The sequence below is a fragment of the Klebsiella sp. NPDC088457 genome, assembly GCF_044900465.1.
Lineage (GTDB): Bacteria > Pseudomonadota > Gammaproteobacteria > Enterobacterales > Enterobacteriaceae > Klebsiella.
Window position 1 is genome coordinate 21,383 of sequence record NZ_JBJDNH010000012.1, and the last position, 25,101, is coordinate 46,483.

A 25,101-nucleotide genomic window follows, 5' to 3' on the forward strand; every position below is an offset into this window, starting at 1 on the left:
AGCTGACGACATTATCAGGAGTAGTTATGGCTATATTGTCCATAGGATTTTCATGTTTTGATCAGTTCTTCTTTCTGAATGAGTGGCCGCAGGAAAACACCAAAAACTTCTGCCACGACTTTATTGAAAGCGGCGGCGGTCCGGCGGCAAATGCCGCATGGCTGCTAGGATTATGGGGCGAGGATGTCTATTACATCGGTCATCTGAATGCGGATATTTATGGTCAGCGTATCGTCGATGAGTTTGCTCAGGCCGGGGTTGATACCAGCCACATCGTCTTTTCCGATGAGATGATCACTCCGCTGGCGTCGGTACTGGTTAACCGTTTAACGGGCTCGCGAACCATTATTACCCGTAAAATGCAAACACCACCTTCGCTGACCTACGATGAAAAACTGAAACTTGACAATCTCGCACAGCGCCTCATTGTTTCAGAAGAACCGGTTACGCTGTTAATTGATGGTCATGAAGCGGAAATCAGCGAGTATTTAATTAAAAAACTCCCCACTGCCCGCGTGGTAATGGATGGCGGTTCCCTACGCGCCAGTAATATCAAGCTAGCGGCCTGGACAGATTATTTCGTCGTCAGCGAACATTTCGCCAGAGATTATATGAGCTACCGCGCGCTGAGCACAGAGAAAGAGCTAAAAACAGCGCTTATTGAATTAAATAAAATCTGCCGGGGCGCGGCATTTATTACTCTTGGAGAAAAAGGCTGTGCCTTTTTAAAGAGCGGGATGCTGCATATTGTTCCCACCTGGCAATGTCAGGCCGTCGATACAACCGGCGCCGGCGATGTTTTTCATGGTGCTTTCACTTACGGAGTTCATTATTCATGGCATATCGATAATATTATTCTCTTTGCCAGCCTGACCGCCGCAATTTCTATTGAGAAAAAAGGCGTCCGTGAATCCATGCCAGATCTTGCCGTTGTTCATAACGCATTAAACAGCTACGAAAGAAACTTAACGCAGTATTTTGATGAATAATTAATTCCGAGGTGATTATGTTAGTTTCTATGAAGGACATGCTCCAGCATGCCCTGCGGGACGGTTATGCCGTAGGGCAGTTCAATATTAATAATCTGGAATGGGTTGCCGCCGTATTAAGCACCGGGCAACAACTCCGCTCGCCTATTATTTTGGGGGTCTCCGGTGGCACGGTAAAACATATGCTGGGCCTGAAATGCATTCATGATATCGTGGTGAATGCGATGGACTATCTACAGATTGATATTCCGGTCGCATTGCATCTCGATCACGGGACCACGCGCGAGGCCTGCGAAGAGGCCATTGAAGCTGGCTTTAGCTCGATTATGTTTGATGGTTCCCATTTACCGTTTGCGGAAAACCTGGCGATCACCCGCCATCTGGTCGACCTGGCGCACAGCAGAGGCATCTCCGTTGAAGCCGAGCTGGGAACCATTGCCGGCAGTGAAGATGGCATCGTGAATTCTGAGGTTATCTATGCCGACCCGCAGGAGTGCTTTACCCTGGTCAGCGAAACGCAGGTAGACTGCCTCGCCGCAGCGCTCGGTTCAACGCACGGGCTTTATAAAGGGAAGGCAAAACTCGGCTTTGCTGAAATGAAAGCAATATCGGAGCTTGTCAAAGTGCCTCTGGTACTTCACGGCGGGACCGGCATTGCTGACGACGATATGCGAAAAGCGATTGCCTGCGGTACGGCAAAAATTAACGTCAACACCGAGAATATGTACGCCTGGTGCGAAGCCGTGAAAGCGCTGTTTGCTGCCGATAACGGCCACGATATTAACGATCCGCGCAAAGTTATCCAGCAAGGGTTGCTGCCCGTGCGTGAGATGGTTGCCCGCCGGATCCAGCTATTTGGCTCTCAGAACCGGGGCTAAGCCCGGCATAATCATTGATACTCAATCAGATGCTCGTGCCAGGCGCTCCCCCGCGGTCTCGCCGGGGGAGCGCGTTAATCTGTCAGAGACTAAAACGCAAAGCAGGAGCAGCCCAGCACGCCCCAGAACGCCTGCTCGTCCGCGACCGGGATCGACGACTGGCGGGCGATATTGTGCTGGTGCCCGTGCACGCCGCAGCTGCCGCAGCACTGATGCATTTGCACGACGGCGCCGATTTTGGCCGCCGCCGGCGCTGCGGAACGATAGTGACCCGGAACCTTAACCACCGGAGACCAGTCAGGCAGGACCGGAATCGGCGGCGGCGCCAGCGGCGAAAAGTGCCCGGCGGCATACACCACTTTGCCGTCAACGACCGTCAGCACCGACTCAATACCTTTAATCTCCTCTTCCGGCACGCTGAAATAGTCTTTTGATAGCACCACGAGGTCGGCAAGCAGATCGTTCTCGATTCGTCCTTTCTTACTCTGTTCACTGGAGAACCAGGCGCTGCCCGCCGTCCACAGCTCCAGCGCCACGTCGCGCGGCAGACGGTTGCTTTCGTCATACATCGCCATACCGCCCACGGTGCGCCCGGAGACCAGCCAGTAGAGCGCGGTCCATGGGTTATAGCTCGCCACCCGCGTGGCGTCGGTCCCCAGCCCCACCGGGACCTCCAGCGCCAGCATTTTCGCCACCGGCGGCGTATGCCTGACCGCATCCTGGCCGTAGCGGTCGACGAAATATTCGCCCTGGAACGCCATCCGGTGCTGTACCGCAATGCCGCCGCCGAGCGCCTTCACCCGTTCAATATTGCGTTCGGTAATGGTTTCCGCGTGATCAAAGAACCAGTGCAGACCGTTAAACGGAATATCGCGGTTCACCTTCTCAAAAACGTCCAGCATCCGGCTGATGGACTGGTCATAGGTTGCGTGCAGGCGGAACGGCCAGCGGTGTTCCACCAGATGGCGCACCACCCGCTCCAGCTCATCCTCCATCCCTTCGGGCAGGTCCGGGCGCGGCTGCAGGAAATCTTCAAAATCCGCGGCCGAGAACACCAGCATCTCGCCGGCGCCGTTGGCGCGGAAAAAGTCGGTCCCCTGCCCCGGCTTGAGCATATCGGTCCAGCGGGCGAAATCGTCCAGCTCCTGCTTTGGCCGCTGGGTAAACAGGTTATAAGCGATGCGTATGGTCATCTGCTCCTGCGCATGCAGCTGTTCAATAATTTGATAATCTTCCGGGTAGTTCTGGAAACCGCCGCCGGCGTCAATGGCGCTGGTCAGGCCGAGCCTGTTCAGCTCGCGCATAAACTGGCGCGTCGAGTTGACCTGTAGCTCCAGCGGCAGCTTCGGTCCCTTCGCCAGGGTGGCGTAGAGGATCATGGCGTTAGGTTTGGCGATCAGCATCCCGGTCGGGTTACCGTGGCTATCGCGGACAATTTCGCCGCCGGCGGGATCCGGCGTCTCTTTGCCGTAGCCCACCGCCTTCAGCGCCGCCCGGTTCAGCAGCGCGCGATCGTAGAGATGCAGGACGAATACCGGCGTATCCGGCGCCGCCGCATTGAGTTCGTCAAGGGTTGGCATGCGCCGTTCGGCGAACTGGAATTCACTCCAGCCGCCCACCACGCGCACCCACTGCGGCGACGGTGTGCGATCGGCCTGCTCTTTGAGCATCCGCAGCGCGTCCGCCAGCGACGGTACCCCTTCCCAGCGAAGCTCGAGGTTGTAGTTCAGCCCCCCGCGGATCAGATGCAGGTGGGAATCATTCAGTCCCGGGATCACCGTATGCCCCTGCAGATCGACGATCTGCGTCCCCTCCGCGGCAAAGCTCATGATCCGATCCCGGCTGCCGGTGGCGAGGATCTTACCCTCGGCGATCGCGACAGAATCGGTCAATGGGTTGTTTCGATCGAGTGTATGAATTCGTCCATTCGTCAGGATCAGTGTGGCAGTTTGCGACATAACGCTCTCCTTCAGGAGGCCGGCTCAGTTTTTCTTTAACCAGCCGGCAAACAGGCGGGTCACGATGGGCATCCACAGCCAGACCACCAGCGCGACCACCCAGGCATCATTAATCAAATGCAGCAGCAGGCTTCCCCGCCATGCGGGCAACAGCATCCCGGTCAGCCAGGGCACCAGGTTGGTGCTGGGAAAAATCACCAGCAGCGTCAGCAGAAACTGCTTCCAGCGCAGCGGCTGACGGACGTTCACCGCCGGTGGGGTAAACCAGAATGCCGCTTCGGTGCGCACTTCCGTGCGATCGCCTTCATTGAGCAGCGGCGCAATTTCCGCCACCAGTTCGCGGCGCGTTTCCGACTGCGTCCAGGCGTAGAGATGTTCAATGGTGTCGAAGTGAATGATGATGCTCCAGAGATTCTGCCCGGCCGCCGGGCGAATCACGTTTGCGCCAAGATGGCCAGGAAACTCCGCCGCGACAGGCATAATTTTCCCGAGCCATTGCTCATAGCGTTCCCCATCCTCGGGATTGAGTACATGGCTTATCACCAGGGTCACCGATTTCTGTTGCGTCATGACCGGACTCCTTGCTGCAGCACAACGGGCGAGCGTTAACCCACCCAGGACAGGCGATCAGGCCTGGCGTTGCGAAGCGCCGTGCACCATCGTATAGGCATAATCCACGCCCATACCGTAAGCGCCGCTGTGTTCGCGCACCAGATCCATCACCGCGTCGTAGGTCTCTTTGCGCGACCAGTCGCGCTGGTATTCCAGCAGAACCTGCTGCCAGGTCACCGGTACGGCCCCGGCCTGCACCATACGGTCGATTGAGCGCTCATGGGCGTCAACCGACGTGCCGCCGGAGGTATCGGTCACCACATACACTTCATACCCCTCCTCCAGCGCCATCAGCGCCGGGAAGGTCAGGCACACTTCGGTCCACAGCGCGGAGATAATCAGTTTTTTCCGCCCGCTGGCTTTCACCGCTTGCACAAAAGCGGCATCTTCCCAGGAGTTCATTGAGGTTCGTTCAATTGGTTTAACCTGCGGGTGTACCGCCAGTAATTCCGGCCAGATATAACCACTAAAGCTTTTTGTTTCTACAGAGGTATAAATAACCGGGACATTAAAAATCTTGCCGGCTTTGGCCAGCGCAACGGTATTATTTTTAAGCGTCTGGCGGTCAATATTGGCTACCCCAAAAGACATTTGCGGCTGATGGTCAATAAAGATAAGCGTGGAGTTAGTTGGATCGATCAGTTCCCGAATAGACATGACATACCCTCTTAATCAATAAGTTAAAGAGATATAACGGCTACTGTTGTGGGTCTGAATCGTGACGGATAAAGCCTGATGAGTATAGTCAGTTATTTCTAACGAGTTATTAAAGAAATTTTCTGTTGTATGGTGAAAATAAACAGCTATATGGATAATGGATTTCGGGCTAAGGGAGGAAAATCAACGTTGATGCCGCCTGAAAGGCGCCGGCGAGATGGCTCAAGAATCTGTTATTACCCGGCATGCTGTTGGACAAAAAATTACACCAAAGGGTTCTAAATTATTCACTGGTATTGCCCCTCTGGCTTCGGTAAAACTGAGCCATTCTTGTTTATCGGGTAAGTAATGGATGCGCTTAAACCTTGATGTCCTGCTGATTCTGGATGCATTAGAGACCCATGGCTCTTTCGCCGCCGCCGCAGAGTCGCTGTATAAGACCCCTGCCGCGCTGAGCTATATGATCCAGAAGCTGGAAAGCGATCTGAATATCACCCTGCTCGATCGCAGCGGCCACCGGGCAAAATTTACCGATACCGGCAGAATGGTGCTGGAAAAGGGGCGCCTGTTGCTCAACGCAGCGAAAGATCTGGAAAAACAGGCGCGGCAACTGGATGCCGGCTGGGAGCGGGATCTGAATATCGCGCTCGACGCCTCTTTCCCCTTCGCACGTCTGCTGCCGTTGATCGACGCCTTTTACGCGCAAAACCCGCAGACCCGGCTCAACTTTACCCACCATACGTTGGCAGGAGCGTGGGAAGAACTGACCCGCAACGGCGCGGATATTATTCTCGGCGCCATCAACGAACCGCCCACCTCCGCCGAATGGTCGTGGAAAATGGTCGGCACGCTGGATAATATTTTCGTCGTCGCCCCCGGCCACCCGCTGGCAGAGACCACCCAGCCGCTCGGCAACAAGCAGCTGAGCCTGCATCGGGCGGTGGTGATCAGCGACAGCGCCCGCTATTGCCAGGCGCTCAACAGCAACCTGCTTACCGAGCAGTCGCAAATTCGCGTCGATGATTTCGCCAGCAAAGTGGCGCTGCTGCGGGCCGGACTGGGCTGCGGTTTTCTGCCGCGCCATATTGCCCAACCGTGGCTGGATAGCGGAGAACTGGTGCAAAAACCCGTCCTCTCCTGTCGCGAGAAAGATCTCGCCTATCTTGCCTGGCGTAGCGATAACGACGGGCTGGCTCAGCGCTGGTGGCGGGAGGCTATTCTCCAGCCATCGTTTCTGAGCCAGCTTTATCCTTAACGACCAGACCACACGCTGGCGGAAATCGCCGGTAGCGTCAGCACCCCTTCGTGCCACGCGCCGGCGCCCTCTTTCAACAGCCATTCGCTGACGTCCAGCAGCGGCGAATCCTCAACGACCACCTCGCAGGCTTCGCCGCGGTTGATGGCAACCAGCACGCGCTGCTGTTTATAGACGCGCGCAAAGACCACCACGTTGTCTTCGGCATAAATCACCTGACAACCGCCGTAACGTAACGCCTGGTTGGCTTTACGCAGTTTCGTCATGCGCTTATACAGCCCCAGCAGGACGTTATCCTGCAGAGCGGGATCCCACGGGAAGGGTTTGCGGCAGAAGGGATCGTTATTACCGTCAACCCCCACTTCATCACCGTAGTAAATACAGGGTACGCCTGGCCAGCAGAACAACCACACCACCGCCAGCGGCAGCCGCGCGACGTCTTTCCCCAGCAGCGACTTAAAGCGCGCGGTATCGTGGCTATCGAGCTGGTTAAACATCCGCAGCTGCTGCTGATGCGACAGCCCGGCGCGATAGTTATCCATCCAGGCGACGCAGGTTTGCGCATCGATGTGCTGCGGATCGTAGGAGATATCGGTATTCGCGAGGAAGCCCCACAGCGGGAAAGTGAAACCGCGATAGTTCATGGCGGCATCTTCGGCGTCCGCCTGCAGCCACTGGCGCGCATCGCCAAAATGTTCGCCGAATACAAAAGCGTCAGGCTGGGTCTGCTTCGCCGCCTGGGTAATGCCGGCAATATGCCGCAGGTTATTCCGCGCCCCGCCCCCTTCGCCCAGCATATGCACCACGTCCAGCCGCCAGCCGTCCATGCTCCACGGCGCTTTCAGCCAGTGGCGGACAATACTGTCCTCCCCGGCATAGATCTCATTGATCAGGCTCGTCGATTGATAGTCCAGCTTAGGCAGGCTGGAATAGCCCAGCCAGCTATGCGCTTCCCCTGCGGGAGAGATGGTAAACCAGTCGCGCCACGGCGAGTCCGCATGGTGGCAGGCGCCGCCGCTGCCGCGCTGGTGGCGGTCGAACCAGGCGTGCGAATCGCCGGTATGGTTAAACACCCCGTCGAGAATCAGGCGCATACCTTCCCGCTGGGTGTTGTGCCGCAGGCGCAGCAGCGCGGCATCGCCGCCAAACTGCGGATCGACGCGGCGATAATCTTCGGTATCGTATTTATGCACGCTGGGGGCGACAAACACCGGATTCAGATACAGGGCGGTCACCCCAAGCTGTTTAAGGTACGGCAGTTTCTCGCTGATGCCGTCAAGGTCGCCGCCATAAAAGGTGGAACCGCCCGCCTCGCCGGTCAGCGGCTCGTCCCACGCTTTGTGCACGATATCCTGCCCGGCGGCATGATGATGATAGACCCGATCCTGCCCCTCCTCCCGCGGCTCGCTGCGCGCAAAGCGGTCAGGGAAGATTTGATAAAACACCTGGTCGGCCACCCACTGCGGGCCGCTATCCGGCAGGTCGACGGCAAACTGCTCCAGGCGCGCCGGCGGGAAACGGTTAAAGCCCTGCGGGGTGAACCAGCGCTGGCGATCCGCCCACAGAAGTTTGAAGCTATAGCGCCGACGAGGCTGGCCGCTGGCAAGGCTTATCTCGCCGCGCCAGGCGACAACGCCCGGACGAGGCTCCTGGCGTAGCCGGTGCATCGGCAGCGAGAGCTCTTCATTATCTTCTTCGCCGCGCAGCGTCACCCGCTGCGGCAGATCATCGCCGCTTAACCATAATGTGATCAACAGTCGTTCCTGCTGCTCCTTGATAAACGGAGCCACAGGCAGGTGCCATGCCTTCAACATCGTCATTCCTCTCTCTCCAGAATGGGCACACCTTGCCACAGCGCGCGGGCATATGACTCATCATCACCGCAATTATTGGGGGAGGATAATGGGGGTGGAGAAAACGCCTGCCGGATAGCGCATAGCGACCCGGCAGGCGAAGGGGAACGTTACTGCGCCTGCGCCAGCTGGCGGTCGCGGCGGATTTTAAACTGCCAGCCAACCAGCAGCAGTACAATCCACGCGCAGCCGACGTACAGCGAGATGCGGGTATCCGGGTGGTAGCCAATCAGCGCAATAATAAAGACCAGGAACGCCAGCCCTACCGCCATCGTGGCCACCCCGCCAGGCACTTTAAACTTCAGCGCTTTCGCCTCTTCCGGCGGCAGCCGGCGGCGGAAGGCAATCTGCGACAGCAGGATCATAATCCACACCCAGACGGTGGCAAAGGTCGCCAGCGACGCAATCACCAGGAAGACATTTTCCGGCATGATGTAGTTCAGATAGACCGCAAACAGCAGCGCGACGGTCATCACCAGCACCGTCACCCATGGAATACCGCGACGCGAGGTTTTGGCGAAGATCTTCGGCGCGCTGCCCTGCTCGGCCATCCCGTGCAGCATACGCCCGACGCCAAACACATCGCTGTTAATCGCCGACAGCGAAGCGGTCAGCACCACAAAGTTGAGGATGCTGGCGGCAAAGGCAATGCCCATATGCTGGAAGGTCAGGACGAACGGGCTGCCGTCGGTTCCGACCTGGTTCCACGGATAAATGGACATGATCACGAACAGCGTGCCGACATAGAACACCAGGATCCGCATCGGAACCGAGTTAATGGCGCGCGGAATAGATTTCTCCGGGTCTTTCGCCTCACCGGCGGTAATGCCGATAATTTCAATTCCGCCGTAGGCAAACATCACCATCTGCAGCGACATCACCATTCCCAGCCAGCCGTGGCTGAAGAAGCCGCCGTTGCTCCATAGATTATGGATGCCGGTGGGCTGACCGCCGTTGCCGATCCCCCAGATGATGATGCCGAAACCGGCAACGATCATGATGATAATGGTGGCGACTTTAAAGAAGGAGAACCAGAACTCCAGCTCGCCGAAGACCTTAACGCTCATCAGGTTGACGGCGCAGATAATCAGCACCACGCTGAGCACCCAGATCCAGTGCGGCACCGTCGGAAACCAGACGCCCATATAGATGCCAAAGGCCGTCACGTCGGCAATCGCCACAATCAGAATTTCAAAGCAGTAGGTCCAGCCGGTGATATAGCCCGCCAGCGGACCGAGGTAGTCCTGCGCATAGCGTGAAAATGAGCTGGCGGCCGGGTTATGTACCGACATCTCGCCCAGGGCGCGCATAATGATGTACGCCGCCGCACCGCCGATAATATAGGCTAACAGTACGCTCGGGCCGGCCATCTTAATGGCGTCAGCCGAACCATAGAACAGGCCGGTACCGATTGCGGAACCCAGGGCCATAAAGCGGATATGCCGGGTACTTAGCCCGCGCTTAAGCTTGTTACTACTTTCCATCGTATTCCATGCCGTTTTTCTCTTTTAGCCTTCGCGAGGGCAAAAAGCAAAAGAGGATTACCTGAAAAACAAAAAACCACGGGACCCGAAGTCCCGTGGCTTAACACTGATTATAAATGCCGGTTAGTGTGCGCTGGAGGTCACCTGACGCCCTGCCGCACGATCCCAGATAACCGCCAGAACCACCATCACCGCGGTCGGCATCAGCCAGGCCAGACCCTGCTCGGCCAGCGGCAGACGCGCGGTCCAGGCGGGCAGCAGATCCGCAAACGCCGACGATTTAATGCCGTCAATGATACCAAACATCAGGCTGATAAACATGGCCGGCGCAATCACGCGGGACGAATTATGCCACCAGTTGCGGGTAAAGCTTAATACCACCAGGGCAATACAAGGCGGATAGATAGCCGTCAGCACCGGAATAGAAATCTGAATCAGGTGGCTCAACCCGAGGTTGGAGACCGCCATCGAGAAAATCCCGAGGATAAACACCAGTGAACGATAGGATAACGGCAGGTACTGCGCGAAGAACTCCGCACAGGCGCAGGTCAGGCCCACGGCGGTGACCAGACAGGCGATGAAAATCAGCGCCGCCAGCATGAAGCTGCCCGCACCGCCGAAGGTGTGCTGAACGTAGGCATGCAGAATGGCCGCGCCGTTAGCGGACTGATCCACCAGCGTCGCGCTATCAGAACCGAGGCGGAACAGCGCCAGATACAGCAGCGTCAGGCCCACGCCGGCCATCAGCCCAGCCCACACGGTGTAGCGGGTCAACAGGCGCGCTTCGCTCACGCCACGGGAACGCGCGGCGTTAACAATCACGATCCCGAAGACCATCGCGCCGAGGGTGTCCATGGTCAGATAGCCGTTGACGAAGCCGTTAGAGAATGGCGCGGTACGATAGGCCTCCAGCGCGTCGCTGATCGGGCCGGCCGGCCAGATAATCGCGGCAACGGAGAGAATAATCAGGGCGATAATTTTCAGCGGCGCAAGGAAATTGCCCACGGTATCCAGCAGCTTGCCCGGATAGAGAGAGACCAGAATCACCAGCGCGAAATAGATTACGCTGTAAACCATCAGCGGCAGCGCGCCGTCGCCGGTCAGCGGAGCAATCCCCACTTCAAAGGAGACCGTGGCGGTACGCGGCGTGGCAAACAGCGGCCCGACGGCCAGGTAGCAGACCACAGCCAGCAGGATACCGGCGACTTTGCCGATCGGCGTGCTCAGGCTTTCCACGCCGCCGCCCACCTTCGCCAGCGCCACGACCGTTAGCACCGGTAACCCCACGGCGGTAATCAGGAAGCCAATAGCGGCGGTCCAGACGTGTTCACCTGCCTGTAAACCGACCATCGGAGGGAAGATAATGTTGCCTGCGCCAACGAACAACGCGAAGGTCATAAAGCCCAACGCGATGATGTCGCGAGATTTTAACTGATGGGTCATAAATTCATTACTGCCTGTGGATGTGGTGTTGTTAAAAAACGGGAAATACCGTGCCTTCCCCTGGGGATGATACAGCGGCGGTTGCCGGCAAAGTCAGCGAGATATGCTCCCGAAGCGGCGTGGGAAAGAATTGTTTTTTGAATTACCACGCAAAAACAGTCTGTCTGCGACTGTATGGGGGGCAATTTAAACGCTTATAACGTTTTAATGCAAGGAGGGATCGCAAAAGCAGATGATTATGCTAACTCTATTTTTAAGGTTAGAATTATTGACCATACTGATGGAAAACACATGGCTAATCATGCGAACAAAAAAGCAGCAGACGTTCATTAATTACGCGACTAAAAAGCGGCTGCAAACGAAAATGACCAGCCGAAGCTGGTCATTGGCAAGTCATGTTGACATCGCTGCGGTCAGGCGCTTTTTTTGGCAATTAAACGTTCCGGCAGTAAGAAACTAAAGCGCGTCCCTTTGCCCAGCGTACTCTCTATCTCCAGCCGGCTATCGTGATGGTTAACCGCATGTTTGACAATCGCCAGCCCCAGACCGCTGCCGCCGGTTTGTCGTGACCGGGCTTTATCCACGCGATAAAAACGTTCGGTCAGCCGCGGAATATGCTCGGGCGCAATGCCCGGCCCGTTATCTTCAACGCTAAACAGCGCGCCATGCGGCGCCCGCTGCCAGCTAACGGTAATCTCCGTTCCTGCGGGGGTATGGTTAACCGCGTTATACACCAGGTTGGAAATCGCGCTACGCAGCTGCTCTTCGTTGCCCAACACCTGCAAGGATTCATCAACCAGGAAACGCAGCGTCTGCTTCTGCTGGCTGAGCGTCTGCGCTTCGCGCTCCACCACCCGCAGCATCATCGGCACGTCGATTCTGTCATTCATCGCCAGCACCGGCGCCGCTTCAATGCGCGACAGCGTCAGCAGCTGCTTGACTAACCCCTCCATGCGCTGGGTTTGTTCACGCATGGTATGCAGCGCTTTTTCGCGCGTTCCCCCTTCCAGCACCTGCTCCTGCATCATCTCCAGATATCCCTGCAGCACCGTCAGCGGCGTGCGCAGCTCGTGGCTGACGTTGGCGAAAAAGTTCCGCCGCGCGCCTTCGAGCTGATGCATCTGCGTAACGTCGCGCGCCACCATCAGCCACTGCTTGTCGCTGTAAGGCATCACGCGGATCTCGAGATGGCGAGCCGTATTCAGCACCAGATTGAGGGGTTTTGAGAAATCCCTGTTTTTGAGGTAGTTGGCGAATTCAGGGTAGCGCAGGAGATTGAGAATATTTTGTCCGCTATCGTCCGGCCAGCGCAGATTGAGGATCTGCTGCGCCAGACCATTACACCAGAAGATGGCCCCCTCCTCCGTCGTCAGCACCACCGCATCGGGCAGCGACTCGGCGCCGCTGCGAAAGCGTTTGATCAGACTTCCCAGCTCGCGTCGGCGCTTTTTATTGCGCATCTGCATCTGGTGGAGGCCGTAGAGCAACGGTTCCCAGCTGCCTCTTCCCGGCGGCGGGGTCATACTCCGATCGACCCATAGCCACCATGAAAGACGCAGCAGATTCCAGAAATGCCAGATAAGAAGCCCGGTCACTGCCGCCAGTAAAAACCACGGCAGATAACCCAATAATGCCCCGAGAATCAGGGCCGGGATACAACATAAGAAAAGCTCAAGCGCCAGCCTTTTCCATGACAGCCGTTCCAGCACGGTTCACACTCCTGTCGAGATTCAGAAACGGGCGGAGAAACGATATCCCGTACCGCGGACCGTTTGTACCATCCGGTCGTGGCCGCTATGTTCCAGCGCTTTGCGCAGACGGCGAATATGCACATCCACCGTTCTGTCTTCTACATACACGTTGGTTCCCCAGACGTGATTCAGCAGCTGTTCGCGGCTGTAGACGCGTTCCGGGTGGGTCATAAAGAAGTGTAATAATTTAAACTCCGTCGGCCCCATGTCCAGCGGACTTTCGCTGGTCATCACGCGATGCGATGAAGGATCGAGGCTCAGCCCCTGCATTTCAATCACTTCTTCCACCGCCATCGGCGAAATTCGCCGCATGACGGCTTTGATCCGCGCCACCAGCTCTTTTGGTGAGAAAGGCTTGGTAATGTAATCATCGGCGCCGGTTTCGAGACCGCGTACGCGATCTTCTTCTTCACCGCGGGCGGTCAGCATCACCACCGGAATATCACGGGTCATCGCTTCACGCTTGAGCAGCTTAATAAACTGCAGGCCCGATCCTCCCGGCAGCATCCAGTCGAGGAGAATCAAATCAGGCCAGGGTTCATTGAGTTGATTCACCGCGCTGTCATAATCTTCCGCCTCGACGGGCTGAAAGCCGTTTTGCTCCAGAACAAAGCAGACCATTTCGCGGATTGGAGCTTCATCTTCAACGACCAGAATTCTTCTCGCCATTATTTACCCTGTATTTTTTAGCCATCAGTATAGAGTGCGGCGTCATTATGCGTCAGTTTTGTGACAGATTTATGAAGAAAATGACCGTTTGATGATAGCGGATTTTGAATCATGACAAGGACTAACAACCGATCCTCGTGGTGTTAAGGGGGCAACCGGGGGATGACGCGTATATAATGCGCCCATGCTTTTTCGTTAGGGAAGAATTATGCGCATCATCCACACCTCCGACTGGCACCTTGGCCAGAATTTTTACAGCAAAAGCCGTGCCGCCGAACATTCGGCCTTTCTCGACTGGCTGCTGACCAGCGCGCAGGAACACGAGGTCGATGCCATTATTGTCGCTGGCGATATCTTTGATACCGGTTCGCCGCCGAGCTACGCCCGCGAACTGTATAACCGCTTTGTGGTCCAGCTGCAGCAAACCGGCTGTCAGCTGGTGGTGCTGGCGGGCAATCATGATTCGGTCGCCACCTTAAATGAGTCGCGCGATATTCTGGCTTTTCTGAAAACCACGGTGGTAGCGAACGCCGGCCATTCGCCCTTTATTCTGCCGCTGCGCGACGGTACCCCCGGGGCCATATTCTGCCCGGTGCCTTTCCTGCGTCCGCGCGAGCTGGTCACCAGCCAGGCTGGACACTCCAGCGGTGAAAAGCAGCAGCAGTTGCTAAGCGCCATCAGCGACTACTATCAACAGCAGTATCAGGAAGCCTGCGCCCTGCGCGGCGATCGTCCGCTGCCGATTATCGCCAGCGGCCACCTGACCACCGTCGGCGCCAGCAAAAGCGATGCGGTGCGCGACATCTATATCGGTACCCTCGATGCCTTTCCCGCCAGCCATTTTCCGCCTGCGGACTATATCGCGCTCGGCCATATCCACCGGGCGCAGGTGGTCGGCGGCAGCGAGCACATTCGCTACTGCGGTTCGCCGATCGCCCTCAGTTTTGATGAAACCGGTAAACCTAAAAGCGTCAACCTGGTGACCTTTAGCGCAGGACATCTGAGCGAGGTGCGTCCGCTGCCGGTCCCGGTCACCCAACCTCTGGCGGTGCTGAAAGGCGATTTCGCCAGCATCAGCGAACAGCTCGCTCAGTGGCGTGACGCCCCGCAACAGCCGGTCGTCTGGCTGGATATCGAAATCACCAGCGACGAATACCTGCATGATATTCAGCGCAAAATCCAGGCCCAGGCCGACGATCTGCCGGTCGAAGTGCTGCTGGTGCGCCGCAGCCGGGCCCAGCGCGAACGCATTCTGGCGGGAGAGCGGCGCGAAACGCTCAGCGAACTGCAGGTGGAAGACGTTTTTGAGCGCCGTCTGGCGCTGGAAACGCTGGAAGAGGCGCAGCAGCTGCGCCTGAAGCAGCTGTTTAACGAAACGCTGCAGAGTCTGCACGGGGAGGAGCACCTGTGAAAATTCTGAGCCTGCGCCTGAAAAACCTTAATTCGCTGAAAGGCGAATGGAAAATCGACTTCACCGCCGAGCCGTTCGCCAGCAACGGGCTGTTCGCCATCACCGGGCCGACCGGCGCGGGGAAAACCACCCTGCTGGACGCCATCTGCCTCGCGCTGTATCACGAAACGCCGCGTCTGAGCAGCGTCTCGCAATCGCAAAACGATCTGATGACCCGCGACACCGCCGAGTGTCTGGCGGAAGTGGAGTTCGAGGTCAAAGGGACGGCCTATCGCGCCTTCTGGAGTCAGAACCGCGCCCGCAACCAGCCGGACGGTAATCTGCAGGCCCCGCGCGTCGAGCTGGCGCGCTGCGACGATGGCCAAATCCTGGCCGACAAAGTGAAGGATAAGCTGGAACTCACCGCGTCGCTAACCGGCCTCGATTACGGCCGTTTTACCCGCTCGATGCTGCTCTCTCAGGGCCAGTTTGCCGCCTTTCTCAATGCGAAACCCAAAGAGCGCGCCGAGCTCCTTGAGGAGCTGACCGGCACGGAAATCTATGGCCAAATCTCGGCGCAGGTCTTTGAAAAACATAAACTCGCCCGCGGCGAACTGGATAAGCTGCAGGCGCAGGCATCGGGCGTGCTGCTGCTGAGCGACGAGCAGCAGCAGGCGCTGCAGCAAAGTTTGCAAGTACTTACTGATGAAGAACGTCAGCAGCTGGCCGAGCAGAGCCAGCTGCAAACGACGCAGCAGTGGCTGCTGCGTCGCCAGGAGCTCACCGCGGAACAATCTCAGGCCGAAACGCAGCTCGCGGCGGCGCGGCAGGCGCTGGAGGAGGCCCAGCCGCAGCTCTGCGCTCTGCAGAAGGCCCAGCCGGCTGAACAGCTACGCCCGCTGTGGAGCCGACAGCAGGAACAGACCACCGCGCTGGCACACACCCGTCGTCAGGTGGAAGAAGTAAATGCTCGCTTACATCAGCGGCTGCGCCTGCGCGCGGGCATTCGCCTTGCGGCGGGCCAGCAGATAGCCCGTTTACAGGAGGCGCATCACGCCCTCCACGGTTGGCTGAAAGAACACGATCGCTATCGCCAGTGGGGAAATGCGCTGGCGGGCTGGCGGGCGGTCTTTCAGCAGCAGGCTCGCGACGGACAGCAGTATGCCCTGATACAGCAGCGTCAGGCCGATGCCGCCCGCAAGCTGGCCGAACTGCCGACGACGACGCTGGCGCTGGATGCCGGACAGGTGACCGCCAGCCTGGCGCAGCATGCCGCCGCCCGCCCGCTGCGCCAGCAGCTTGCCGCCCTGCACGGGCGTCTGTTGCCGCTCCGTCAGCGCCTGCAGCAGCTGCAAACGCTGGCGCAGGCCCGCCGCGCGGAGCAGGAAAAGCTGGAGACGGCGCTGAATCAGCGGCGTCAGGCCTATAAAGAGAAAAATCAGCAGTTCAGCGATGTCAAAGCCATCTGTGAGCTGGAAGCGCGGATCGCCGGGCTGGAAGAAGAGCGCGCCCGCCTGCAGCCCGGCGCGCCTTGCCCGCTCTGCGGTTCCAGCGAACACCCGGCCGTCGCCGAATACCGGGCGCTGGTTCCCGGCGTTAACCAGGCTCGCCGCGAGGCCCTGGAACGCGAGGTCAAGCAGCTGGCGGAAGAAGGCGCCCAGCTGCGCGGCCAGCTGGAGGCGCAGCTGAAACAGCAAGGTCAAGAAAAAGAGGAGCAGGACTCTCTTCTCCAGCAGGAGCAAGTACTTACATCACAATGGCAGGCCACCGTCAGCGGATTAAATATTACACTGCAACCGCAGGACGATATTCCCGGCTGGCTGGAGGCGCAGCAGGAGCATGAACAGCAGCTGTACCAGCACCAGCAGCGGCTGGCCTGGCAGGCCCAGCAGCTGGAGTGCCAGCAGCAGTTACAGCAGATCCAGCGCGAGCTTGAGCAGCGTCATGCCCAGCTGGCAGCAGAGCTTGCGCCCTTCGCCCTCAGCGTCCCGCCGGCCGAGCAGGCGGCGAACTGGCTGACGCAGCGGGAAGAGGAGACGCGGCGCTGGCAGGAGCAACAAAATGAATCCGTCGCTCTGCAGGAGCAACTTCAGCAGCTGACCCCGCTGCTGGAAACCCTGCCGGAGAGCACAGAGAGCGCCGAAACCGCGCCGCTGACGGGCTGGCGTCAGGTGCATGACGATTGCCTGGCCCTGCAAAGCCAATGGCGTACGCTGTGCGAGCAGGAAAATCAGCAGCAGGAAGCGTTGCGCACCAGCGAAAAGCAGTTCACTGACGCGTTAGCCAGCAGCCCGTTTGCCGATCGACAGGCCTTTCTTGACGCCCTGCTTGATGAAGAGACGCGCCAGCGCCTGCAGCAGCGCCAGCAAACGCTGGAAAATCGCTTACAGCAAAGCAATGCCCTGGCCGTACGCGCGCGCGAAGCGCTCGGCCAGCATCAGCAACAGCCGCCGGCGGATGCGGATATCACCCGGCCGCTGGAACAGGTGCAGGTCCGTCTGCAGCAGCTGGCGCCGCTGCTGCGGGAAAATAGCGCCCGTCAGGGGGAAATACGCCAGCAGCTGAAGCAGAACGCCGAAAATCAGCAGCGTCAGCAGGCGCTCCGCCAGCAGATGGAGCTTGCCACCCGCCAGCTGGAGGACTGGGCGTGGCTCAATTCGCTGATCGGCTCTAAAGAAGGCGATAAGTTCCGCAAATTCGCCCAGGGACTCACCCTGGATAACCTGGTCTGGCTGGCAAACCACCAGCTGAATCGTCTGCACGGGCGCTATCAGCTTCAACGCAAGGCCAGCGAAGCGCTGGAGCTGGAGGTCGTGGATACCTGGCAGGCGGATGCGGTACGAGATACCCGTACCCTTTCCGGCGGCGAGAGTTTCCTTGTCAGCCTCGCGCTGGCGCTGGCGCTGTCCGATCTGGTGAGCCATAAAACGCGCATTGATTCACTGTTTCTTGATGAAGGGTTCGGCACGCTCGATAGCGAAACGCTGGATACCGCGCTGGATGCCTTAGATGCGCTCAACGCCAGCGGCAAAGTGATCGGCGTGATCAGCCACGTCGAAGCGATGAAGGAACGCATTCCGGTGCAGATTAAGGTTAAAAAAATCAATGGATTGGGCTACAGCCGGCTGGATAAAGCCTTTGCGGTGGAGTAGGTAAGCACCGTTCCCCGGGTCAGGCAGCATGCCGCGACCCGGGGCGCCGTCAGCCGGTTACAGCGGCCACAGCCAGGCCGCGCCGCGCACGCCGCTGGAGTCACCATGAACCGCTTTGCGAATCGGCGTCTCGCACTCGCCGCCGAACACCCACGGTTTCACCAGGTTGGGCACCGTCTGATACAGACGTTCGACGTTGCTCATCCCGCCCCCCAGTACAATGACGTCCGGGTCGAGGATATTCACCACGTGGGCCAGCGACTTCGCCAGACGCATCTCATAGCGCGACAGGGCCAGCTCGGCCAGCGGATCCTGTTCTGCGACCCGCCGCATAATCTCATTTCCCGTTAGCGGATGGCCGCTCAGACGCCGATAGTCGGTGGCGAAGCCGGTGCCGGAGATAAAGGTTTCAATGCACCCTTGCTTACCGCAGTAACACGGAACTTCCGCCCGGTAGCGCAGTTCATCCTCATCCATCCACGGTAGCGGGTTATGCCCCCACTCGCCCGCGGTACCGTTGCCGCCAATGTGGGAACGGCCACTTATCGCCACTCCCGCGCCGCAGCCGGTGCCGATAATCACCGCAAACACGGTCTGCGCCCCGGCGGCGGCGCCGTCTACCGCTTCCGATACCGCCAGACAGTTGGCATCATTCGCCAGTCGCACGTCACGGTTTAAGCGCTGACTGAGGTCTTTATCAAACGGCTGACCGTTGAGCCAGGTGGAGTTGGCATTTTTTACCACTCCGGTATACGGCGAAATCGACCCCGGAATCCCGACGCCCACGCTGCCGCGTTCTCCGGTTGCCTGCTCCGCCATCGCCACCAGCGCGGCGATATTGTCGATCGTTTGCCGATAATCCTCCCGCGGCGTCGGCAGACGGTGGCGAAAGAGCTGTTCTCCCTGGTCACTCAGGGCAATGACTTCTGTTTTTGTACCACCCAGATCAATACCAATACGCACTGTACGCTCCTCTCCCCGATTAACAATGCAAGCATAGCGACAATTCGCTATCATGCCCGCTGGATTTAACGATAACGCCGTGGAAATTATCATGCTGTGGTTCAAAAATTTAATGGTTTACCGTCTCAGCCGCGACATTTCATTGCGTGCCGGGGAGATGGAAAAACAGCTGGCCGAGCTGACTTTTACCCCTTGTGGTAGCCAGGATATGGCGAAAACCGGCTGGGTCTCGCCGATGGGATCGCACAGCGATGCGCTGACGCATACGGCTAACGGCCAGATCGTGATCTGCGCACGTAAAGAAGAGAAGATCCTGCCGTCGCCGGTGATCAAACAGGCGCTGGAAGCCAGGATCCTCAAGCTGGAAGCCGATCAGGGCCGTAAGCTGAAAAAAACCGAGAAAGATGCGCTGAAAGATGAAGTGCTGCACTCGCTGCTGCCGCGTGCCTTCAGCCGCTTCAGCCAGACCATGATGTGGATCGATACCGTCAACGGTCTGATCATGGTGGATTGCGCCAGCGCCAGGAAAGCCGAAGATACGCTGGCGCTGCTGCGTAAAACTTTAGGATCGCTGCCGGTCGTCCCCCTGGCGCTGGAAAACCCGATCGAGCTGACGCTCACCGAGTGGGTCCGCTCCGGAACCGTGGCGCAAGGCTTCCAGCTGCTGGATGAAGCCGAGCTGAAAGCGATGCTCGAAGATGGCGGCGTGATCCGCGCGAAGAAACAGGATCTGGTCAGCGATGAAATCGCCGTTCATATCGAAGCCGGTAAAGTGGTGACCAAGCTGGCCCTTGACTGGCAGCAGCGTATCCAGTTCCTGATGTGTGACGATGGTTCAATCAAACGGCTGAAGTTTTGTGACGAACTGCGCGACCAGAATGAAGATATTGACCGGGAAGATTTCGCTCAGCGCTTCGACGCCGACTTTATTCTGATGACCGGCGAACTGGCGGCGTTGATTGCCAGTCTGGTGGAAGCTCTGGGCGGAGAAGCCCAGCGTTAAGATCGGGTGACGATAATAGGCATGCCTTCCCGCCGCGGCAGGAAGGCTGCTGATTACAGATAGCGGCACAGATAAGAAGTCGGCTCAGCCACCTGCAGATGGAACTCGCTGCTGCCCGGCACATTGAATACTTCACCGGCGGTATAAACTTTCCACTCGGTTTCCCCTGGCAGCAGCACATTCAGCGCGCCGCTAACCACCGTCATCTCTTCTGGCTGGGCGGTACCAAAGGTATATTCCCCTTCCGCCATCACCCCGACGCTTGCACGGCCGGTACTGCTGCTGGTGAAGCCAATAGATTTCACTTTTCCATCGAAGTATTCATTGCTTTGAAGCATAAACAAACCCTTATGATCTTTTGTTGAAACCTCAATATAGGGGGCGCTCCTTGCCCCTGTCACGCAAAATTACTCGATTACGCCATGTTAAACTAATAGTTCTGCGGCCAGTCGCGAAACCAGCACGTTTGACAACAGAACCGGCACATCCAACGCTTTTTGCAATACGTCCCGGTGATGCTGATGGTAGCCCAGACAATCCAGCACCAGCACATCGGCCCCCTGCTCCAGCAGTTCACGCCCGGCGCTCAATAAATCGCTATCGCTGCCGCTGCTCGGGTTGGCTAACGCATAGTACGGTGCGTTTTCTAAGGACAGCCATTTTTGCCGCTGCATGGGCAGCACTTCCTCGACGGGAACAATCACCCCCACCTGATGACCATCAACAATCGACGCCACCAGAGGCGGAATAATCCGCTGCGGTTCCAGTAATATGGCATTGTGCGCCGTCAGGCCACTGAGCATGTCGAAATTCAGCAGCAGGATGACGTCATATTCTTGCCTGTCGAGCATCGCGATAACATGCTTTAAATCGCGCTCGACCTTCTGCCGCGAGACCTCTGCCGGCTGGTTATCATTTAATAACGTCAGCAGGCTTTCGTCGCCGGAATCAACGGCATAATCTTGCATCACATCTTCACGCGTCATTTCGCCTAACAGGCTAATATGGGTGATCTGTTCTTCCCTGATATGTTCGGTTAAAAGCGGCAGAACTTCGGCCACCGGTACCACGCCAACGCTTAAAATTGCCATCGTTGTACTCATATCACGTACCTTTTCACTACCACAGCTTCAGCACAGGCTTACTACACACAACATCCGCCCCCCTGTTGACTAAAAATCAACCGACCAGAAGCGTAGCAGCTTCGCGCCGCCGTTGAATGTAAAGATTGAAGCGACCTCAGGTGGGTGCCTGAAAAATCCGTACCTTCGGTATTCATTAGTATGGGTGATGAATTGAAAATGTGATGAAGGCCCGGTATTCCGCTGTGCAAAAGAATTCCGGGCGCGAGGGATTATGATTTATCGGGGTCTTCATAGCGCCGTTTGGCATCCAGCGCTTCCTGCTCAGTTGGGTGTTCGCTGATCAGTGAATCGGGGGTCGGGAAATCGGCACGCAGCTGATACCAGGTCTCCCCCTGGCCCCGGGTACCTTTCTCAACGGCAACGACACGCGCTTCTCTCGGATATGGCGGTTGGGTTGGCATAGCTCTTCCTTCTTCGACCATCAGAGCTATTAAGTATAGGGGCCTCTACGCCGTTTACCGTCAGTAAAGTCTTAACTCGCCGGGCGAGGCATCCCTCTACTCGCGTGCCGCCTCGACGCATTGAGCCTCTTGCGGGGCTGAGACACCCGGCAACGTCGCCATAATTTGCCTGACGACCTCATCCGGCGTCGCCGTCGCATCGATAATATGATGCGCCGTGGCCCGATACAGCGCTTCCCTTTGCGCCAGCACCTCGCCGACTTCATCACGGACCGGTTTGCCGGTCAGCGTCGGGCGTTGCTCTGTTTTAGGGTAGGCTTCAAGGCGATCGATCAGCGCCGAAACCGAGGCCTGGAGGTAAATAACCACGCCATTTTCCCGCATGAACTGCCGGTTGCCTTCAGCCAGAATAATGCCGCCGCCGGTCGCAACGACCGTGCCCGGCTGCGTGGCGGCTTTCAGCGCCTCTGATTCCAGTTCACGAAAACGATCCCAACCTTCCTGTTGGACAATCGTCGCGACCGTACGCTGTTCACGCTCCTGCAGAGCGTGATCGGTATCGGTAAACTGGTAATTACGCGCCCGCGCCAGTGCATGGCCGACCGTCGTTTTACCACAGCCGCGTGGCCCGATGAGAAAGATTGGCAATGTCATTACCTAAGACCCCCTGGTTCCGCATGTCGCGGGAAAATGAATACGAAAAGTAAGCAATGATACCTGCAAAAACGTTGCACAATAACCGTAAAATAAACGTTACATTAATCTAACAACCCCATTCCACCACAGAGAGCAAAAGGATTTTTCGTGTAAACTTATCATTGCATCAAGTGTTAGGCCAGATTTACTTATTTCCGCGGGTTATTTTTCAATCATTGGCTGGCGTAAACGGTAACACATTTAGGTATAGCTTTACGCGACAACATATTTACAAACAGGGCCATTCGGACGCACTCTGACGCTAAATGACCTATGTGACAGAGGAATGTACCATGCAATCTGAAGAACAACGCCTTATTGATGGACTGTTTTCCCGGCTGAAAGAAGCCGGGACGCAGAGCGCTTCGCGCGATGCCAGCGCTGAGGAGCGGATTGCGCAACATATCAAAGAGCAGCCTGCGGCCCCTTACTATATGGCGCAAACGATCCTGATTCAGGAGGCGGCGATCAAACAGCTAAACGATCGTATCCAGGCGCTGGAAAGCCAGGTGACGCAGCTGCAGGCGGCAAAACCGAGCAGCGGCGGGTTCCTTTCCGGCCTGTTTGGCGGCGGCCAGTCCCGCGTCTCTGACCCTATTCCAGGGGCAGAGCAGTACGCTCGCCCGCAGGCGAATGCACAGCCGCAGTATGCTCCGCCCGTACAGCAGCAAAACTACGCCCCGCAGGCGGCGCGTAGCGGCGGCGGCTTTATGGCCGGCGCGCTACAAACGGCAGCAGGCGTGGCCGGCGGCGTGGTGCTGGGCAATATGCTGACCCATATGTTCAGCGGCTCGCATCCGCAGGAAATCGTCAATATTATCGAAGAGCAGCCGCAGGCCGATCTCAGCCAGACCCCGGATGCCAGCGCTGCCGACGCTCCGTTCCGTCAGGAAGATAACCCGTTCTTCGCGGATAATAACACCCTGAATTCCGACTTCGACGCCGGTTTTGGCGCTGATGACGATTTCAGCGGCGATGACGATAGCTGGGTTTAACCCTGCTGGCGCGTCGTCTCCAACAGCCACTTCTCCAGCGCGGCGGCGAACTGTTGCCGGTCGCGCTGCGATAAACTATCCGGGCCGCCGGTCTGCACGCCGCTGGCGCGCATGGTCTCCATAAAATCACGCATCGTCAGCCGCTCGCGAATAGTGGCGTCACTGTAGCGCTCGCCGCGGGGGTTCAAGGCTGCGCCGCCTTTGGCCAGCACCTCCGCCGCCAGCGGGATATCGGCGGTGATCACCAGATCGCCCGGTTCGCACAGGCGAACAATTTCATTATCAGCGACATCAAAACCCTGCGGCACGCGCAGCGTGCGGATAACCCGTGACGGCGGCACCCGCAGCGGCTGGTTGGCGACCAGCGTCAGCGACGTTTGCGTGCGCTCCGCGGCACGGAACAAAATCTCTTTAATGACGTTCGGACACGCGTCCGCATCTACCCAAATAGCCATTCCGGCTCCTGTCGACGAAAAGGGAGTCATCATTGTCACCTGCTTTTGTCCCCCATGAAAGCGCCAGAGTGATAAGCTAGACAACTCACGACAAAATAAGCAAAGGGGAACGGTGATGGAGAAGAAAATTGGCTTTATCGGCTGCGGCAATATGGGTAAGGCCATTCTGGGCGGGCTGATCGCCAGCGGACAGGTACAGCCGGGTCAAATTTGGGTCTATACCCCGTCCCCGGACAAGGTCGCTGCCCTGCATGACCAGTACGGCATCAATGCGGCGCAGAGCGCGCAGGAAGTCGCCCAGGTCGCGGACATTGTCTTCGGCGCGGTGAAGCCGGGCATCATGGTGAAAGTGCTGAGCGAAATTGCTTCCAGCCTGAATAAAGACTCGCTGGTGATCTCTATCGCCGCCGGCGTCACTCTCGATCAGCTGGCGCGCGCGCTGGGCCACGATCGCAAGATCGTGCGCGCCATGCCGAACACGCCGTCGCTGGTCAACGCCGGCATGACCTCCGTTACGCCTAACGCGCTGGTCACCAGCGAGGAAATCGCCGAAGCGCTGACGATTTTCCGCTGTTTCGGCCAGGCGGAGATTATCTCTGAGCCGATGATCCATCCGGTGGTGGGCGTCAGCGGCTCCGCGCCAGCCTATGTGTTTATGTTTATTGAGGCGATGGCCGATGCCGCGGTGCTCGGCGGAATGCCGCGCGCCCAGGCCTACAAATTTGCCGCTCAGGCGGTGATGGGATCGGCGAAAATGGTTCTCGAAAGCGGCGAGCATCCGGGTACGCTGAAAGATATGGTCTGCTCGCCGGGCGGAACCACTATCGAAGCGGTGCGGGTGCTGGAAGAGAAAGGCTTCCGTTCTGCGGTCATCGAAGCGATGGTGAAGTGCATGGAAAAATCAGAGAAGCTTAGTCGCGCCTGATCCTGAAAATAAACCACGGGTGAGGCAGAGCTCACCCGTGCTCATTACACTTTTCGCTACACCTGTTTTTTCAGGCAGGAGCTCATAAATTTCTGACGATCGTCCCCTTTCAGGGACTGCTGGGTTGCCTGACCATTACATTCGCGCATTTTTTGCTGCTGCGGCGTCAGCCCCTTCCCCTCCTGCGCCGGTGCATCTTTCTTCAGACACTGGCTCATAAACGTTTTACGCTCGTCCCCTTTCAGCGACTTCGACGAGGCCTCTTTGTTACAGATCGTCATTTTTTGCTGCTGAGGAGTGGGCGTTTTTTCCGCGGCGCTCACCGCAGTCACAAAGATCACGCCAAAAAGTAGGGATACCAGTAATGTTATTTTCATCGCACCATCCTTCTGTAAGTCGATCTCTGTAAGTCTGGTCGCTGATGGGA

24 protein-coding genes are annotated in these 25,101 nt (G+C 57.7%); 9 read left to right on the plus strand and 15 right to left on the minus strand.

Annotation, left to right across the window (positions count from 1 at the left end; translation table 11 throughout):
* Positions 1 to 26 precede the first annotated feature (26 nt).
* Both ACI2JR_RS09605 and fba read left to right on the plus strand, forming a co-directional pair.
* Positions 27 to 989 carry a carbohydrate kinase family protein gene (locus ACI2JR_RS09605; protein WP_462478411.1) on the plus strand — a complete coding sequence of 321 codons (963 nt, stop codon included), beginning with the start codon at positions 27 to 29 and terminating at the stop codon, positions 987 to 989.
* 17 nt (positions 990 to 1,006) lie between these two features.
* On the plus strand, positions 1,007 to 1,867 hold the full coding sequence (fba, locus tag ACI2JR_RS09610; protein ID WP_462478412.1) for a class II fructose-1,6-bisphosphate aldolase: 861 nt from the start codon (positions 1,007 to 1,009) through the stop codon (positions 1,865 to 1,867).
* An 89-nt stretch (positions 1,868 to 1,956) separates the two neighbouring features.
* Here the strand turns inward: fba and ACI2JR_RS09615 are convergent, their stop codons facing one another.
* The 3 genes from ACI2JR_RS09615 to ACI2JR_RS09625 are packed head-to-tail and all read right to left on the minus strand — an operon-like array spanning position 1,957 to position 5,094.
* Positions 1,957 to 3,825, minus strand: coding sequence for an amidohydrolase (locus ACI2JR_RS09615; RefSeq protein WP_462478413.1), 1,869 nt, complete (start codon positions 3,823 to 3,825; stop codon positions 1,957 to 1,959).
* Positions 3,826 to 3,849: 24 nt separating this feature from the next.
* Entirely contained in the window at positions 3,850 to 4,395 is a 546-nt protein-coding gene (locus ACI2JR_RS09620; RefSeq protein WP_132728380.1) for an antibiotic biosynthesis monooxygenase, read from the minus strand.
* 57 nt (positions 4,396 to 4,452) lie between these two features.
* Positions 4,453 to 5,094 (minus strand): hydrolase, encoded by a 642-nt coding sequence (locus ACI2JR_RS09625; protein ID WP_132728378.1) that lies wholly within the window; start codon positions 5,092 to 5,094, stop codon positions 4,453 to 4,455.
* A 217-nt stretch (positions 5,095 to 5,311) separates the two neighbouring features.
* Here ACI2JR_RS09625 and ACI2JR_RS09630 point away from each other — a divergent pair, with 217 nt between their 5' ends.
* On the plus strand, positions 5,312 to 5,443 hold the full coding sequence (locus ACI2JR_RS09630; protein ID WP_462478414.1) for a hypothetical protein: 132 nt from the start codon (positions 5,312 to 5,314) through the stop codon (positions 5,441 to 5,443).
* Positions 5,444 to 5,446: 3 nt separating this feature from the next.
* Positions 5,447 to 6,349 carry a LysR substrate-binding domain-containing protein gene (locus ACI2JR_RS09635; protein ID WP_132728377.1) on the plus strand — a complete coding sequence of 301 codons (903 nt, stop codon included), beginning with the start codon at positions 5,447 to 5,449 and terminating at the stop codon, positions 6,347 to 6,349.
* Here the strand turns inward: ACI2JR_RS09635 and malZ are convergent.
* The 5 genes from malZ to phoB all read right to left on the minus strand — a co-directional run bounded on the left by malZ (position 6,346) and on the right by phoB (position 13,549).
* Complete coding sequence (malZ, locus tag ACI2JR_RS09640) at positions 6,346 to 8,163, minus strand: maltodextrin glucosidase (protein WP_132729008.1); 1,818 nt, start codon at positions 8,161 to 8,163, stop codon at positions 6,346 to 6,348. The two genes, ACI2JR_RS09635 and malZ, sit on opposite strands and share 4 nt — an antisense overlap.
* A 149-nt stretch (positions 8,164 to 8,312) precedes the next feature.
* Entirely contained in the window at positions 8,313 to 9,686 is a 1,374-nt protein-coding gene (proY, locus tag ACI2JR_RS09645; RefSeq protein ID WP_462478415.1) for a proline-specific permease ProY, read from the minus strand.
* A gap of 123 nt (positions 9,687 to 9,809) precedes the next feature.
* The gene (gene brnQ / locus ACI2JR_RS09650; protein WP_132728373.1) at positions 9,810 to 11,129 is read right to left on the minus strand and encodes a branched-chain amino acid transporter carrier protein BrnQ; all 1,320 of its coding nucleotides are present in this window, start codon (positions 11,127 to 11,129) and stop codon (positions 9,810 to 9,812) included.
* Between the two features lie 413 nt (positions 11,130 to 11,542).
* The gene (gene phoR, locus ACI2JR_RS09655; RefSeq protein WP_132728371.1) at positions 11,543 to 12,838 is read right to left on the minus strand and encodes a phosphate regulon sensor histidine kinase PhoR; all 1,296 of its coding nucleotides are present in this window, start codon (positions 12,836 to 12,838) and stop codon (positions 11,543 to 11,545) included.
* A 21-nt stretch (positions 12,839 to 12,859) separates the two neighbouring features.
* Positions 12,860 to 13,549, minus strand: coding sequence for a phosphate response regulator transcription factor PhoB (gene phoB / locus ACI2JR_RS09660; RefSeq protein WP_462478416.1), 690 nt, complete (start codon positions 13,547 to 13,549; stop codon positions 12,860 to 12,862).
* Between the two features lie 208 nt (positions 13,550 to 13,757).
* Here phoB and sbcD point away from each other — a divergent pair, with 208 nt between their 5' ends.
* Together sbcD and sbcC are read left to right on the plus strand one after the other, a co-directional pair.
* Positions 13,758 to 14,960 carry an exonuclease subunit SbcD gene (sbcD, locus tag ACI2JR_RS09665; protein ID WP_462478417.1) on the plus strand — a complete coding sequence of 401 codons (1,203 nt, stop codon included), beginning with the start codon at positions 13,758 to 13,760 and terminating at the stop codon, positions 14,958 to 14,960.
* Positions 14,957 to 18,091 carry an exonuclease subunit SbcC gene (sbcC, locus tag ACI2JR_RS09670; protein WP_462478418.1) on the plus strand — a complete coding sequence of 1,045 codons (3,135 nt, stop codon included), beginning with the start codon at positions 14,957 to 14,959 and terminating at the stop codon, positions 18,089 to 18,091. The genes sbcD and sbcC overlap by 4 nt, the downstream gene beginning before the upstream one ends.
* Positions 18,092 to 18,148: 57 nt before the next feature.
* Here the strand turns inward: sbcC and mak are convergent, their stop codons facing one another.
* Positions 18,149 to 19,054 carry a fructokinase gene (mak, locus tag ACI2JR_RS09675; RefSeq protein ID WP_165905681.1) on the minus strand — a complete coding sequence of 302 codons (906 nt, stop codon included), beginning with the start codon at positions 19,052 to 19,054 and terminating at the stop codon, positions 18,149 to 18,151.
* A gap of 91 nt (positions 19,055 to 19,145) precedes the next feature.
* On the opposite strand from mak, the gene rdgC reads away from it, so the two are divergent.
* Entirely contained in the window at positions 19,146 to 20,057 is a 912-nt protein-coding gene (gene rdgC / locus ACI2JR_RS09680) for a recombination-associated protein RdgC (RefSeq protein ID WP_132728363.1), read from the plus strand.
* Positions 20,058 to 20,110: 53 nt separating this feature from the next.
* Here the strand turns inward: rdgC and ppnP are convergent, their stop codons facing one another.
* The 4 genes from ppnP to aroL all read right to left on the minus strand — a co-directional run bounded on the left by ppnP (position 20,111) and on the right by aroL (position 22,257).
* Entirely contained in the window at positions 20,111 to 20,395 is a 285-nt protein-coding gene (gene ppnP / locus ACI2JR_RS09685) for a pyrimidine/purine nucleoside phosphorylase (protein ID WP_041144262.1), read from the minus strand.
* A gap of 87 nt (positions 20,396 to 20,482) precedes the next feature.
* Positions 20,483 to 21,160 carry an AroM family protein gene (locus tag ACI2JR_RS09690; protein ID WP_132728361.1) on the minus strand — a complete coding sequence of 226 codons (678 nt, stop codon included), beginning with the start codon at positions 21,158 to 21,160 and terminating at the stop codon, positions 20,483 to 20,485.
* Positions 21,161 to 21,411: 251 nt separating this feature from the next.
* A complete protein-coding gene (locus ACI2JR_RS09695; RefSeq protein WP_132728359.1) occupies positions 21,412 to 21,603 on the minus strand; it encodes a YaiA family protein in 192 nt (63 codons plus the stop codon).
* Between the two features lie 96 nt (positions 21,604 to 21,699).
* Complete coding sequence (gene aroL, locus ACI2JR_RS09700; protein ID WP_462478419.1) at positions 21,700 to 22,257, minus strand: shikimate kinase AroL; 558 nt, start codon at positions 22,255 to 22,257, stop codon at positions 21,700 to 21,702.
* A 335-nt stretch (positions 22,258 to 22,592) separates the two neighbouring features.
* Between aroL and ACI2JR_RS09705 the strand changes: the two genes are divergently transcribed.
* Positions 22,593 to 23,294, plus strand: coding sequence for a DUF2076 domain-containing protein (locus ACI2JR_RS09705; RefSeq protein ID WP_462478420.1), 702 nt, complete (start codon positions 22,593 to 22,595; stop codon positions 23,292 to 23,294).
* Here ACI2JR_RS09705 and ACI2JR_RS09710 read toward each other — a convergent pair.
* Positions 23,291 to 23,749, minus strand: a complete 459-nt coding sequence (locus tag ACI2JR_RS09710) for a YaiI/YqxD family protein (protein WP_132728353.1) — start codon at positions 23,747 to 23,749, stop codon at positions 23,291 to 23,293. The genes ACI2JR_RS09705 and ACI2JR_RS09710 overlap by 4 nt on opposite strands.
* A gap of 115 nt (positions 23,750 to 23,864) precedes the next feature.
* Between ACI2JR_RS09710 and proC the strand changes: the two genes are divergently transcribed.
* Entirely contained in the window at positions 23,865 to 24,674 is an 810-nt protein-coding gene (gene proC / locus ACI2JR_RS09715) for a pyrroline-5-carboxylate reductase (protein ID WP_462478421.1), read from the plus strand.
* A gap of 56 nt (positions 24,675 to 24,730) precedes the next feature.
* Here proC and psiF read toward each other — a convergent pair whose 3' ends face one another.
* A complete protein-coding gene (psiF, locus tag ACI2JR_RS09720; RefSeq protein WP_462478422.1) occupies positions 24,731 to 25,051 on the minus strand; it encodes a phosphate starvation-inducible protein PsiF in 321 nt (106 codons plus the stop codon).
* Positions 25,052 to 25,101 lie beyond the last annotated feature (50 nt).